Annotated in this window: 15 protein-coding genes; 10 read left to right on the forward strand and 5 right to left on the reverse strand. The window is 59.9% G+C overall.

Annotated elements, in window-relative coordinates:
• Both CUR33_RS18615 and CUR33_RS18620 read right to left on the reverse strand, forming a co-directional pair.
• Positions 1 to 528 carry a KdsC family phosphatase gene (locus tag CUR33_RS18615; RefSeq protein WP_289240535.1) on the reverse strand — a complete coding sequence of 176 codons (528 nt, stop codon included), beginning with the start codon at positions 526 to 528 and terminating at the stop codon, positions 1 to 3.
• Entirely contained in the window at positions 528 to 1502 is a 975-nt protein-coding gene (locus CUR33_RS18620) for a KpsF/GutQ family sugar-phosphate isomerase (RefSeq protein ID WP_160089120.1), read from the reverse strand. Before CUR33_RS18620 ends, CUR33_RS18615 begins: the two co-directional genes overlap by 1 nt.
• 246 nt (positions 1503 to 1748) lie before the next feature.
• Here CUR33_RS18620 and CUR33_RS18625 point away from each other — a divergent pair, with 246 nt between their 5' ends.
• From CUR33_RS18625 to hisC, 10 genes are all read left to right on the forward strand, one after another.
• Positions 1749 to 2558, forward strand: coding sequence for an ATP-binding cassette domain-containing protein (locus CUR33_RS18625; RefSeq protein WP_289240536.1), 810 nt, complete (start codon positions 1749 to 1751; stop codon positions 2556 to 2558).
• Positions 2558 to 3355: a lipid asymmetry maintenance ABC transporter permease subunit MlaE gene (gene mlaE, locus CUR33_RS18630; protein WP_090255496.1), complete on the forward strand. Its 798-nt coding sequence runs from the start codon at positions 2558 to 2560 to the stop codon at positions 3353 to 3355. Before CUR33_RS18625 ends, mlaE begins: the two co-directional genes overlap by 1 nt.
• Positions 3355 to 3825 carry an outer membrane lipid asymmetry maintenance protein MlaD gene (gene mlaD, locus CUR33_RS18635; protein WP_090255493.1) on the forward strand — a complete coding sequence of 157 codons (471 nt, stop codon included), beginning with the start codon at positions 3355 to 3357 and terminating at the stop codon, positions 3823 to 3825. The genes mlaE and mlaD overlap by 1 nt, the downstream gene beginning before the upstream one ends.
• Before the next feature lie 14 nt (positions 3826 to 3839).
• Positions 3840 to 4472 carry an MlaC/ttg2D family ABC transporter substrate-binding protein gene (locus tag CUR33_RS18640; protein WP_160089116.1) on the forward strand — a complete coding sequence of 211 codons (633 nt, stop codon included), beginning with the start codon at positions 3840 to 3842 and terminating at the stop codon, positions 4470 to 4472.
• Positions 4469 to 4777 (forward strand): STAS domain-containing protein, encoded by a 309-nt coding sequence (locus CUR33_RS18645; protein WP_289240537.1) that lies wholly within the window; start codon positions 4469 to 4471, stop codon positions 4775 to 4777. The genes CUR33_RS18640 and CUR33_RS18645 overlap by 4 nt, the downstream gene beginning before the upstream one ends.
• Positions 4778 to 4898: 121 nt before the next feature.
• Positions 4899 to 5138: a BolA family protein gene (locus tag CUR33_RS18650; RefSeq protein WP_090255487.1), complete on the forward strand. Its 240-nt coding sequence runs from the start codon at positions 4899 to 4901 to the stop codon at positions 5136 to 5138.
• A gap of 12 nt (positions 5139 to 5150) precedes the next feature.
• Positions 5151 to 6416 (forward strand): UDP-N-acetylglucosamine 1-carboxyvinyltransferase, encoded by a 1266-nt coding sequence (gene murA / locus CUR33_RS18655; protein ID WP_090255485.1) that lies wholly within the window; start codon positions 5151 to 5153, stop codon positions 6414 to 6416.
• A gap of 4 nt (positions 6417 to 6420) precedes the next feature.
• Positions 6421 to 7056, forward strand: coding sequence for an ATP phosphoribosyltransferase (gene hisG, locus CUR33_RS18660; protein ID WP_090255484.1), 636 nt, complete (start codon positions 6421 to 6423; stop codon positions 7054 to 7056).
• Between the two features lie 124 nt (positions 7057 to 7180).
• Positions 7181 to 8491 (forward strand): histidinol dehydrogenase, encoded by a 1311-nt coding sequence (gene hisD, locus CUR33_RS18665; protein WP_289240538.1) that lies wholly within the window; start codon positions 7181 to 7183, stop codon positions 8489 to 8491.
• Between the two features lie 60 nt (positions 8492 to 8551).
• Entirely contained in the window at positions 8552 to 9604 is a 1053-nt protein-coding gene (gene hisC, locus CUR33_RS18670) for a histidinol-phosphate transaminase (protein ID WP_289240539.1), read from the forward strand.
• A 66-nt stretch (positions 9605 to 9670) separates the two neighbouring features.
• Here the strand turns inward: hisC and CUR33_RS18675 are convergent, their stop codons facing one another.
• The 3 genes from CUR33_RS18675 to algW form a co-directional block, all read right to left on the reverse strand.
• On the reverse strand, positions 9671 to 10399 hold the full coding sequence (locus CUR33_RS18675; protein ID WP_289240540.1) for a DUF4198 domain-containing protein: 729 nt from the start codon (positions 10397 to 10399) through the stop codon (positions 9671 to 9673).
• Between the two features lie 23 nt (positions 10400 to 10422).
• Positions 10423 to 12507, reverse strand: coding sequence for a TonB-dependent siderophore receptor (locus tag CUR33_RS18680; RefSeq protein ID WP_289240541.1), 2085 nt, complete (start codon positions 12505 to 12507; stop codon positions 10423 to 10425).
• Positions 12508 to 12603: 96 nt separating this feature from the next.
• Positions 12604 to 13746: a Do family serine endopeptidase AlgW gene (gene algW / locus CUR33_RS18685; protein WP_090255473.1), complete on the reverse strand. Its 1143-nt coding sequence runs from the start codon at positions 13744 to 13746 to the stop codon at positions 12604 to 12606.
• Positions 13747 to 13752 lie beyond the last annotated feature (6 nt).

Raw genomic sequence — 13752 nt, forward strand, 5'->3', positions numbered from 1 at the left:
CTATAGGTAAACAGCTTGGGCGGCTTCGAGGGTGCCTTGGGCGTGCATGATCAGTTCGCAGAACTCACGGGCGGCGCCTTCGCCTCCGCGGGCGCGGGTAACCCCATGGGCGTGCTGGCGGACAAAGTTGTCAGCGCTGGCGACAGCCATGCCCAGGCCGACGCGGCGAATCACCGGCAGGTCGGGCAAGTCGTCACCGAGGTATGCAACCTGTGCATAGTCTAGGCCCAGTTCGCCAAGCAGTTCATCAAGAACTACCAGCTTGTCTTCGCGACCTTGGTAGAGGTGCTGAATCCCCAGATTTTGCGCGCGGCGTTCAACCACGGGTGTTTTGCGGCCGCTGATAATCGCGGTGCGCACGCCGGAGTTGATCAGCATCTTGATGCCGTGACCGTCGAGGGTGTTGAACGTCTTGAATTCGCTGCCGTCGACCAGAAAATAAAGCTTGCCGTCTGTGAGGACGCCGTCGACATCGAAAATGGCCAGTTTTATGGCTTGAGCGCGTTGCAGCAGGTCGGCATCGATCATCACATCACTCCGGCACGGAGCAGGTCGTGCATGTTCAGTGCGCCGATGGGCAGATCGTTTTCGTCGACAACGACCAGTGAGCTGATCTTGTGGTCTTCCATGATTTTCAAGGCCTCTGCCGCCAGCATGTCTGCGCGGGCAGTCTTGCCGTGGACGGTCATTACGTCATCGATAATGGTCTGGCGCACGTCGATATTGCGGTCCAGGGTACGGCGCAGGTCGCCGTCAGTGAATATCCCGGCTAGGCGACCGTCATCCTCTGTTACCACGGTCATGCCCAGGCCTTTCTGGGTCATTTCCAGTAGTGCATCACGCAGCGATGTGCCGCGCTTGATGCGTGGCAGGCTGTCGCCGGCGTGCATCACGTTGTCCACCTTAAGCAGCAGGCGTCGGCCCAGTGCGCCGCCCGGATGGGAAAAAGCAAAATCTTCGGCGGTAAAGCCGCGAGCTTCGAGCAAGGCTACGGCAAGAGCATCGCCCAGAACCAGTGACACGGTAGTCGACGACGTTGGCGCCAGGTTCAGTGGGCAGGCTTCCTGAGATACACGGGCGTCCAGGTTGACTTCAGCGGCAGTTGCCAGAGGAGAGTCTGGGTTGCCGGTCATGCTGATCAGGCGGATGCCGAGGCGTTTGATCAGTGGCAGCAGGGTGACAATTTCTGCGGTAGAGCCTGAGTTGGATAGTGCCAGTACCACGTCATCGCGGGTGATCATGCCCATGTCACCGTGGCTCGCTTCGGCCGGGTGCACGAAAAATGCAGTGGTGCCGGTGCTGGCCAAGGTGGCGGCAATCTTGTTGCCGACGTGGCCGGATTTGCCCATGCCGAGTACCACTACACGACCCTTGCTGGCGAGAATCAGCTCGCAGGCGCGCACAAAATCATCATTGATGCGCGCCAGCAGATCCTGAATAGCTTCGAGCTCCAAGCGAATGGTGCGCTGCGCTGACTGAATCAGATCGGTTGATTGGCTCATGACATCTCTGCGGTGAACAGGCTAAAAGCTGGGGATTATAACGAGAAAGGTGTGCCTGCCCAGTATTTCGAGTGGTTCGTGACAGGTTGCAGTTGTGCGGTGCTTATCTTCGGCAACACCTTCAGTCTTGGGCGGTCAGTGCCGCAGTGGTATAGTTCGCGGCCATTTTCGGTACGTTCGACGATCTGTAGTGCCCTTTGTTCAGGGCGATACGTCAGTCAGGCAAGCGTTGAGCAAGGAGTCCAGATGAGCGCCGAGAACCCGTATGCGGTTGAGCTGAAGAACGTCAGCTTCAAACGTGGCGAGCGGGATATTTTCAAAAACATCGATATCCAGATTCCCCGCGGCAAAGTCACGGGGATCATGGGCCCGTCTGGCTGTGGCAAAACCACGCTGTTGCGCTTGATCGCGGCTGAACTCAAGCCGAGTCAGGGTGAAGTTTGGGTTAACGGGCTGAACTTGCCGACGCTGTCGCGCAGTGAGCTGTTCGACATGCGCAAACAGATGGGCGTGCTGTTCCAGAGTGGTGCGCTGTTTACAGATCTGGACGTGTTCGAGAACGTTGCCTTTCCCCTGCGCGTGCACACCAAACTCCCTGAAGAGATGATTCGCGACATTGTCCTGATGAAGTTGCAGGCGGTGGGCCTTCGCGGTGCGTTGGAGTTGATGCCGGATGAGCTCTCGGGCGGCATGAAGCGTCGTGTGGCATTGGCTCGAGCGATTGCCTTGGACCCACAAATACTGATGTATGACGAGCCTTTCGTCGGCCAGGACCCGATTGCCATGGGCGTTCTGGTGCGACTGATTCGCCTGCTGAGCGATGCGTTAGCGATCACCAGCATTGTGGTGTCTCATGACCTGGCGGAAACCGCCAGTATTGCCGACTACATCTATATTGTGGGCGACACTCAGGTGCTGGGGCAGGGCACGCCGGCGGAGTTGATGGCCTCGGATAATCCGCGCGTGCGTCAGTTTATGCAGGGCATCCCCGATGGCCCGGTACCGTTTCACTTTCCGGCGGCCAATTACCGCGACGATCTTCTGGGGGTGCGCTGATGCGCAAGACATCTGTGCTCGAGCGGGTGCGCCTGTTCGGTCGCGCCGGTATTGATGTGGTGGCCACGCTGGGGCGCTCGGTGCTGTTTTTGCTGCGTGCGCTGTTGGGGCGTGGCTCGACCGGTAACAGTTTTCAGCTACTAATCAAACAGCTGTATTCGGTTGGGGTGATGTCTCTTGCCATCATTGTGGTGTCCGGCATCTTTATCGGCATGGTGCTGTCGCTGCAGGGCTTCAGCATTCTGGCCAAATACGGTTCCGAGCAGGCGGTGGGGCAAATGGTCGCCCTCACACTGCTGCGCGAATTGGGGCCAGTGGTTACTGCCTTGCTGTTTGCCGGTCGCGCCGGTTCGGCGTTGACTGCGGAAATCGGCAATATGAAATCCACCGAGCAGCTGTCGAGCCTGGCGATGATCGGCGTTGATCCGCTCAAATATATTGTCGCGCCGCGGCTTTGGGCCGGTTTTATCTCGATGCCGCTGCTGGCGATGATCTTCAGTGTGGTCGGTATCTGGGGCGGTGCGATGGTCGCCGTCGACTGGCTGGGGGTTTATGAAGGTTCGTTCTGGGCCAACATGCAAAGCAGTGTTTCATTCCGTGAAGATGTGCTCAATGGTGTGATCAAGAGTGTGGTCTTTGCGTTTGTTGTGACCTGGATTGCCGTGTTTCAGGGCTATGACTGTGAGCCGACTTCGGAAGGGATTAGTCGTGCTACCACGAAAACCGTGGTGTACGCCTCGCTCGCCGTGCTGGGGCTGGACTTTATTCTGACTGCTTTGATGTTTGGAGATTTCTGATGCAGAACCGCACGCTGGAAGTGGGTGTCGGCTTGTTCCTGCTGGCTGGGTTGTTGGCCTTGTTGCTGCTGGCCTTGCGCGTGAGCGGCCTGACTGTTGGCAGCAGTGAAAATACCTACAAGGTGTATGCGCACTTTGAGAATATCGCGGGGTTGACGGTCAGATCGAAAGTGACCATGGCCGGCGTGACGATTGGTAAGGTCACCGCCATTGATCTGGATCGCAACAGCTACATGGGACGCGTCACCATGGTGTTGGATGATGCCGTGGATAACTTGCCGGCAGACTCTACCGCCTCGATTCTGACCGCGGGCTTGTTGGGCGAGAAATACATTGGGATTAGCGTGGGCGGCGAAGAAGAGGTGCTGCGTGATGGCAGCACCATTCACGACACGCAGTCGTCGTTGGTGCTGGAAGACCTGATTGGTAAGTTTTTGCTGAATTCGGTCAACAAAGACCAGGCAAATTAAGAGGGGTGCTGACTATGTTCAAAACGCTGCGTAACGGTTTGTTTATCTGTCTGGCCGCTATCTCATTCCAGGCGTTGGCAGCTCCAGCCGCTCATGAAGTGGTGCAGCAGACCACCACCACGCTGCTAGCCGACCTCAAGGCCAACAAAGAGCAGTACCGTACCGATCCGGGTGCGTTTTACAACGCCCTGAACAGCATTCTTGGTCCTGTGGTGGATGTTGACGGAATTTCTCGTGGCGTGATGACCGTGCGTTACTCGCGTCAGGCTTCGCCTGAGCAGATGCAGCGCTTTCAGGAGAACTTCAAGCGCAGCTTGATGCAGTTCTATGGCAATGCCTTGCTCGAATACAACAATCAGGATATCCGCGTGCTGCCAGTCAGCGGTCAGCAGGACCCTGAGCGCACCTCGGTGAACATGGAAATCAAGGACGGCAAGGGCGTGGTTTACCCGCTGTCTTACACCATGGTCAGCCTCGATGGCACCTGGAAGATGCGCAACGTGGTGATCAACGGCATTAACGTCGGTAAGTTATTCCGTGATCAGTTCGCCCAGGCCATGCAAGACAATCGCAATGACCTGGACAAGGTCATCGACAACTGGACCGAGACCGTTGCCAAAGCCCGCCAAGGGGCCAATGCATCGTGAGTCAAGCCAGTATCCGTGAGGCGTCACCTGGCGTTTTTAGCCTGACCGGTGTACTCGATTACCTGAGCGCGCCGGCGCTGCGTGAGCACGGTGCGCGCCTACTCAAGGTCAGTACGGCGGCGGCATGCGTGATTGATTGCGCGGGTGTGGAGAAATCCAGCAGCGTCGGGCTATCGCTGTTGTTGGCGTTTATGCGTGATGCCAGTGCGGCCGGCAAGACCCTCAGCGTGAGTAATCTGCCCAAGGACATGCGCGAGATCGCTGGTGTTTGCGGTTTGCTAGAGATTCTTCCGCTGCAAGTCTGATCAAGGCTTCGGTCGGCTGGCAGTAATGCGGGGTTCGCAGGCGGGGGGCTTTTTTGTATGATGCTCGACCCGCGAGCGTCTGCTCGGCTGTCGTTAATTTATGCGTTGATCGAGGTTGAGCATGCAGGCCTTAGAAGTAAAGAGTCTCCTTGAGGCTAAATTGCCGGATACCCAGGTGGAAGTTGAAGGCGAAGGCTGCAACTTTCAGCTGAACCTGATCAGTGACGAATTGGCCGCCCTCAGTCCGGTCAAACGCCAGCAGCAGATCTACGCTCACCTCAACGCCTGGATCGCTGATGGCAGCATCCACGCCGTGAGTATGAAATTCTTCAGCCGTGCCGATTGGGCCGCGCGCTCCTAAACCGAGAGAATCATGGACAAACTGATTATTACCGGCGGTGTGCGCCTTGATGGCGAAATCCGCATTTCGGGGGCGAAGAACTCTGCCCTGCCGATTCTCGCCGCCACCCTGCTCGGTGACGCGCCAGTCACCATCTGCAACCTGCCGCACCTGCACGACATCACCACCATGATCGAGCTGTTCGGTCGTATGGGCATCGAGCCGATCATTGACGAGAAACTCAGCGTCGAAGTCGATGCGCGGGCCATCAAGACCCTGGTTGCACCCTATGAACTGGTGAAAACCATGCGCGCCTCGATCCTGGTGCTCGGCCCGATGGTCGCGCGCTTCGGTTATGCCGAAGTGGCCCTGCCGGGTGGCTGCGCCATCGGCTCGCGTCCGGTTGACCTGCACATCCGTGGCCTCGAAGCCATGGGCGCGATCATCGATGTCGAGGCCGGCTACATCAAGGCCAAGGCTCCTGAAGGCGGCCTGCGTGGCGCGCACTTCTTCTTCGATACCGTGAGTGTGACCGGTACTGAAAACATCATGATGGCCGCGACCCTGGCTCGTGGCCGCAGCGTGCTGGAAAACGCCGCGCGCGAGCCGGAAGTGGTCGACCTGGCCAACTGCCTGATTGCCATGGGCGCGAAAATCAGCGGTGCTGGTACTGACACCATCACCATTGATGGCGTCGAGCGTCTGCACGGTGCGCGTTTCAGCGTGATGCCTGACCGTATCGAAACCGGCACCTACTTGGTGGCTGCTGCTGTCACGGGCGGCCGCGTCAAAGTGAAAGACACCGATCCGACTACCTTGGAAGCCGTGCTTTCCAAGTTGCAGGAAGCCGGTGCCGAAGTGACCTGTGGTAATGACTGGATCGAGCTGAACATGCATGGCAAGCGGCCGAAAGCCGTCAACCTGCGTACCGCTCCGTACCCGGCGTTCCCCACCGATATGCAGGCGCAGTTTATTGCCCTCAATGCAATTGCCGAGGGCACCGGCACGGTGATCGAAACCGTGTTCGAAAACCGCTTTATGCATGTGCATGAAATGATCCGCATGGGCGCGCAGATCCAGGTCGAGGGCAATACCGCAATCGTCACCGGTGTCGAGAAGCTCAAGGGTGCGCCCGTCATGGCCACCGACCTGCGAGCGTCAGCCAGTCTGGTGATCTCGGCACTGGTGGCCGAAGGTGACACCCTGATCGACCGCATTTACCACATCGACCGTGGTTACGAGTGCATTGAAGAGAAATTGCAGTTGCTGGGGGCGAAGATTCGCCGCGTGCCGGGCTAAGACCATGCTGACTATTGCTCTTTCCAAAGGCCGGATCCTCGATGACACCCTGCCGCTGCTGGCAGCGGCGGGAATTGAACCGACCGAGAACCCGGATAAAAGTCGCAAGCTGATCATCCCGACCACTTTGGATGATGTACGTCTGCTGATCGTGCGGGCCACCGATGTGCCGACCTATGTCGAACACGGCGCAGCGGACCTCGGCGTGGCCGGTAAAGACGTGTTGATGGAATACGGCGGCCAAGGGCTGTATGAGCCACTGGACCTGCGGATTGCTCAATGCAAGCTGATGACCGCCGGTGCTGTTGGCGCACCAGAGCCGAAAGGCCGTCTGCGAGTGGCCACCAAGTTCGTCAATGTGGCCAAACGGTATTACGCCGAACAGGGCCGTCAGGTTGACATCATCAAGCTGTATGGCTCGATGGAGTTGGCACCGCTGGTGGGGTTGGCTGACAAGATCATTGACGTGGTCGACACCGGCAACACCCTGCGCGCCAATGGCCTGGAAGCTCAGGAGCTGATCGCCATGATCAGCTCGCGGCTGATCGTCAATAAGGCGTCGATGAAGATGCAGCACGCGCGCATTCAGGCGTTGATCGACACCCTGCGCGATGCAGTTGAAGCGCGACACCCCCGCTAATACCCTCAACGCGGCATTACGCCGCGTCTGCCTATCCGTGTCATAGCCAATTATCTCGGGCGTCCATACGGTGGGCTTGGTAGCCTAGCGACGCCCGAGCATTTGCCAATTTAAGAGGCCCGCTATGACCGCTCCTATCGCTATTCGCCGACTCAATGCCGCTGACCAGGACTTTGCCCAGCATCTGGATCATCTGCTGAGCTGGGAAAGTGTCTCGGACGACGCGGTCAACCAGCGCGTGCTTGATATCATCAAGGCGGTGCGTGAGCGCGGCGATGCGGCGCTGGTCGAGTTCACCAAGCAGTTCGATGGCCTGGATGTTGCGTCCATGGCGGATCTGATTCTGCCGCGCGAGCGTCTGGAACTGGCCCTGACCCGCATCACGCCGGAGCAGCGCAGCGCCCTGGAAAAAGCCGCCGAGCGCGTGCGCAGCTACCACGAGCGGCAGAAACAGGATTCCTGGACCTACACCGAAGCCGACGGCACGGTGTTGGGGCAGAAGGTTACCCCGTTGGACCGAGCCGGTCTGTACGTGCCGGGTGGCAAAGCGTCCTATCCGTCTTCGGTGCTGATGAACGCCATCCCGGCCAAGGTCGCTGGCGTGCCGGAAGTGGTGATGGTGGTGCCGACCCCACGTGGCGAGATCAACGAGATCGTCCTGGCCGCCGCCTGCATCGCCGGCGTCGACCGGGTGTTCACCATCGGCGGCGCTCAGGCCGTCGCCGCACTGGCCTATGGCACCGAAAGCGTGCCACCGGTGGACAAGATTGTCGGCCCCGGCAATATCTACGTCGCCACCGCCAAGCGCCACGTGTTCGGCAAGGTCGGCATCGACATGATCGCCGGACCGTCGGAAATTCTTGTGGTCTGTGACGGCCAGACCGATCCGGACTGGATCGCCATGGACCTGTTCTCCCAGGCCGAGCACGACGAAGACGCCCAGTCGATCCTTGTCAGCCCGGATGCCGCCTTCCTTGATCGCGTCGCCGAAAGCATTGCCAAGCTGCTGCCGACCCTGGAGCGCGAGACGATTGCGCGCACCTCACTGGAAGGCCGTGGCGCGCTGATTCAGGTAGCCGACATGGCTCAGGCCATTGAAGTGGCTAACCGTATCGCGCCGGAGCATTTGGAGCTGTCGGTGGAAAACCCGGAAGAGTACCTGCCGCTGATTCGTCATGCTGGTGCGATCTTTATGGGCCGTTACACCGCCGAAGCCCTTGGCGATTACTGCGCCGGCCCCAACCACGTGCTGCCGACCTCGGGTACCGCACGCTATTCCTCGCCGCTGGGGGTGTATGACTTCCAGAAGCGCTCGTCGATCATTCATTGTTCGGCCGAGGGCGCATCGGAACTGGGCAAGGTGGCCAGTGTGCTGGCCCGTGGCGAGTCGCTGACCGCCCACGCCCGTAGCGCCGAATACCGCATCAAGAACTGAATTTTCAGGGCGCGCGAGGCGCGCCTCACCCCAGAATCGAATTCGAGGAGAGAAGGGCAGATGAGCAAATTCTGGAGCCCCTTCGTCAAAGACCTAGTGCCTTATGTGCCAGGTGAGCAGCCGAAGCTGGCCAAGCTGGTCAAGCTCAACACCAACGAAAACCCCTATGGTCCTTCGCCCAAGGCCATCGCCGCCATGCAGGCCGAGGTCAATGACAACCTGCGCCTGTACCCGGACCCGAACAGCGACCGCCTGAAACAGGCGGTGGTTGACTATTACGGCGTGCAGACCGCTCAGGTATTTGTCGGCAACGGTTCCGACGAGGTGCTGGCGCACGCCTTCCACGGCCTGTTCCAGCACGGCCAGCCGCTGCTGTTTCCGGATATCAGCTACAGCTTTTACCCAGTGTACTGCGGCCTGTATGGCATCGATTTTGTGCAGGTGCCGCTGGATGAACAGTTCCAGATTCGCGTTGAGGATTACGCGCGACCCAATGGCGGTATCATCTTCCCCAACCCCAATGCGCCGACTGGCTGTGGGCTGGCGCTGGAGGCGATCGAGCGTTTGCTCAAGGCCAACCCGGATACCGTGGTGCTGGTGGATGAAGCCTATATCGACTTCGGCGGTGAGACGGCGATCAGTCTGGTGGACAAGTACCCGAACCTGCTGGTCAGCCAAACCTTGTCTAAGTCGCGCTCGTTGGCCGGATTGCGGGTCGGCATTGCGGTGGGGCACCCGGACCTGATCGAAGCGCTGGAGCGGATCAAGAACAGCTTTAACTCCTACCCGTTGGACCGTATGGCGATTGCCGGCGCGGCGGCGGCATTTGAGGACAAGGCATACTTTGAGCAGACGTGCCAGCGGGTGATCGAAAGCCGTGAGGCTGTGGTGGCTGGGCTGGAAAAACTGGGCTTTGAGGTGTTGCCATCACAGGCGAACTTCGTGTTTGCCCGTCATCCGGACAAGGACGCGGCGACTCTGGCGGCCGGTTTGCGTGAGCAGGGCGTGATTGTGCGTCACTTCAAGCAACAGCGGATTGCCCAGTTCCTGCGTATCACCATCGGCACGCCAGAGCAGAACCAGGCACTGCTGGACGCGCTGCAAGGTCTTTAACTGGCAGCCGTAAAAAAGCCGGAGCACTGCTCCGGCTTTTTATTGCCTGTTATTTATCCGTGCGCGTTATTCGTGGTGCGCCTGGCCGAGGAAGGTCAGCGAGGTAAACAGACCGCGCGTCTCGATGTCCTTGTCACCTTTGACGGGCAGGTCGATGGATGCGCTGATGATATTCAGCCCTTCGTTACGTACCAGCACCTGGGCGCGGCCGTCGGCATCGGTGGTGGCGCTGATCTGGTGCGGCGCACCACGGTAGTCACCGACCAGTTCGACCCCGGCAGCCGGCTTGCCATCCACCAGCACCCTTACCGCCAGTGGCTTGCCGGGGCCGACCTTGAGTGGGTCGACTTCCGGCAGAATGACCATCTTCAACTGATCCAGCTTCGGCAACGTGGCGCCTTCCTGGTATATCGCCAGGCTGTACTTGAACGTGTGCAGCGACTCGGTCGAGTTCGGCACTTTGCTGCGGCCCTGGTTGATCCACTGCTTGTCCGGGGTCAGTGACCAGGCGCCGTTATCCAGCGCCACGCCAAGTACCGCTGGGGTTTTCAGCGGTTGCAGGCGGGCATGATCCTCCAGGCGCTGGACGGTCACCGGAATCATCTTACCGGCGGCGTCATAGGCCCAGGCGCCGCTTATTTTCTCGGCCTTGAATGCGTTGTCCTCGGCACCGTGGCCGTAGATGGTTTCGATATGGCCGCGGCGCTGTTCGGTCCACAGGCCGTGGGCCTGTACCTGCCCGGCGAGTAGGGTGGCGAACAGCGCGGTAAGCATGGCGGGTTTGACGGTACGCATACTGGGGTTCCTTGAGTGATGGGTCAGAGATTGAGGGTCAGGCTGAGGCTGAGGTTGCGCGGATCACCCGGCATGACCCAGACGTTGTTGTAGGCGCGCTCGTAGTACTCGCGGTCGAACAGGTTGTTGAGGTTCAGGCCGATGCTCAGGTCTTCATTGGCCTGGTAGCGCGCGAGCAGGTCGACGGTGCTGTAGGCCGGTAATTCGAAGTCGCTGCCGGCCTGCCCCGAGCGATCACCGACATAGTTGAGTGCGGCGCCGATATCCGAGCCGCGCAGGCGGCCTTCCTGAAACTGATAGACCGTCATCAGACTGCCGCTGTGGCGGGCGACGCCGAGTAACTTGCTGCCCACCGGCAGGCTGTTGTCTTCGGTGACTTCGGCATCGATAAAGGCGTAGGCGCCGATGATGCGCACGGCATCGCTGAGCTGGCCGCTGAACTGCATATCCAGGCCCTGGCTGCGCGCTTTGCCGGCCGCGATGCTGTCGCCGGGGTTGGCCGGGTCGGCGGTTAGCACGTTTTCCTTGTCGATATGAAACAGCGCGATGGTCGCGCCCAGGCGGCTGTCGAGCAGGTCGAGCTTCAGCCCGGTTTCATAGCCCAGGCCCTTCTCCGGCTTGAACACCGTGCCCTGGCTGCTGATGCTGTTGGGCTTGAACGAGGTGGAGGCGTTGGCGAACACCCCGATCTGCGGCGTCAGTTGATAGAGCAGCCCTGTGCGCGCGGTGGCGACATCCTTGTTCTGTTCGTTGCTGACCCTGGTGCTGCGGTTCAGCGCGGTCTGTTCGAAGCGCTCGAAGCGCGCGCCGATCAGGCCACTCAGGCGTTCGCTGAAGCTGATCTGGTCCTGCAGGTTGAGGGCAAAGCTCTCGGTGTGCTCAAAGAAATCGTTGGGATTGACGATGGCCGGCTTGGCCTGGCCGTACTGCGGTTGGTAGATGTTCTGGCCGTAGCCCAGTGTGGTCGCGCTTTGCGGGTACTTTTGGCTGTTGCGGTAGTTCTCGTACTCCAGCCCGGCGAGGGTCTGGTGCTGCCAGCTGCCGAGGTTGAAGCTGCCATGCAGTTCGGCTTGGGTGATGCTGTCGTTCCATTCGAAGCTGCGCTGGCGATAGAAACGCGTCAGGGTGTCGCCAACCAGGCGTGACGGCTCGGAGCTATTGCCTTGCAGGCGACCTTGGGCGTAGTGGTTGGCCAGGCGCAGCTTCCAGCTGTCATTGAGGTAATGCTCCAGGCTGACCTGCAGCATCTGGTTGTCGTTGCGGATGCTGCCGTCGTTCGGTTCGCCCATAAACGTGGAGTCTTTCACCGCGCCCATGCGGTTGTTCACCGCCGGGATACCACGGTCGAACACCGACTCGGTGCGGGTGAATTCGCTCTCGATCAGCAGCAGGGTGTCGGGGTTCAGCTGCCAACTCAGCGACGGACTGACGATCTGCCGTTCGCTGCCGACATGGTCACGAAAGCTCTGGTTGTCCTCGACCGCCAAGTTGATTCGCGACAGCAGGGTGGCGTCGTCATTCAGCGGGGTGTTGACGTCCAGACTGCTGCGGTAGCGGTCCCAGCTGCCGGCGCTGGCCTTGAGTTGGCTGAAAGCCTCGGCCTGCGGCTTCTTGCTGACGATATTGATCATGCCGCCGGGATCGCCACGGCCATACAGGCTCGCGGCCGGACCTTTGAGTACCTCGATACGTTCGATACCGGAGGCGTCCGGCGAACTGTAGCTGCCACGGTTGATGGCGAAGCCGTTCTTGTACAGCTCGCCGGTGGTGAAGCCGCGCACGCTGTAATTGAGGAAGGTCAGGCCGCCGAAGTTGTTTTGCCTGGACACGCCGCCAGCAAAGTCCAGGGCGCGGTCGATGCGCGAGGTACCCAGGTCATCGAGCACCTGTGCGGGTACCACATTGATGCTCTGAGCAATCTGGGCAATCGGCGTATCGGTACGCGTCGCGCTGGCCGAACGGGTGGCGCGGTAACCCTGAACCGGGCCATCTGCGCGTTCCTGGCGGGCGGTGACGGTGGTGGCAGAGAGCTCAACGGGGTTTTCTGCTGCTGCAGCAAAGGTGCTGGGAAGCAGCAGGCTGGCGAGTAAGGCGTGGGCGGCGCGCAAGGGGAGACATCCTTCTGTTGTATTTAATGTAATAACATAACATTAAAATTGAGAAGAGTTATCGCTTGCGTTGCGCAAAGTGAAAAAGGAGGAGGGTTAGCTGCCGTTGACGGGCGGTCTTACGCCGATCTCAGCGGTCAGTTTCAGGGGCTTGCCGTTGCGCAGGATGTCGATGCTGATCTTCTCACCCGGCTTGGCACGCGCCACCTGGTTCATCGAGCGGCGGCCATCGCCGGCGGCTTCACCATCGATGCTGAGGATCAGATCTCCTGGCTGCAGGCCGGCCTTCTGCGCGGGGCCGTCGCGGTAAATACCGGCCACGACGATCCCAGGGCGGCCGTCCATGCCGAAGGATTCCGCCAGTTCCGGGGTCAGCGGCTGCACCTCGATACCCAGCCAGCCGCGAATCACCTGGCCGTGCTCGATGATCGCCTGCATCACATCCATCGCCAGTTTGACCGGGATGGCAAAGCCGATGCCTTGGGAGCCGCCGGACTTGGAGAAAATCGCGGTGTTGATACCCACCAGGTTGCCGTAGGCATCCACCAGGGCGCCGCCGGAGTTACCGGGGTTGATCGCCGCGTCGGTCTGGATGAAGTCTTCGTAGGTGTTGAGGCCCAGCTGGTTGCGCCCGGTGGCGCTGATGATGCCCATGGTCACGGTTTGGCCAACGCCGAACGGGTTGCCGATGGCTAGGCTGACGTCGCCAATACGGATATTGTCTGAGCGACCGAGGGTGATAAACGGCAGGTCCTGCAGGTCGATTTTCAGCACCGCGAGGTCAGTTTCCGGGTCGCTGCCAATGATGCGAGCCAGGGTCTCGCGGCCATCTTTCAGGGCCACGACGATCTGATCAGCACCCGCGACCACATGGTTGTTGGTCAGCAAGTAGCCTTCCGGGCTCATGATCACTGCCGAGCCGAGGCTCGACTCCATACGCCGTTGCTTGGGCAGGTTATCGCCGAAGAACTTGCGAAACTGCGGGTCCTCGAACAATGGATGCGCAGGTTTGTTGACGAACTTGGTGGTGTACAGGTTGGCGACGGCCGGCGAGGCCAGGTTCACCGCGTCGGCATAGGACACCGGACCTTCCTGCATACGGCTGTAGAACGGCGCCTGGCGCACGTGCACGTCCTGCCCCGGCAAGCCGACCCACTGAGGGAAATACTGCATGATCAGCAGTGCTGACAGCACACCGACCAACAGGGGCCAGCCGAGGAAACGCAGGGCCTTGAACATCGATCC

Source organism: Pseudomonas sp. FEMGT703P, from assembly GCF_002786345.1.
Lineage (GTDB): Bacteria > Pseudomonadota > Gammaproteobacteria > Pseudomonadales > Pseudomonadaceae > Aquipseudomonas > Aquipseudomonas peli.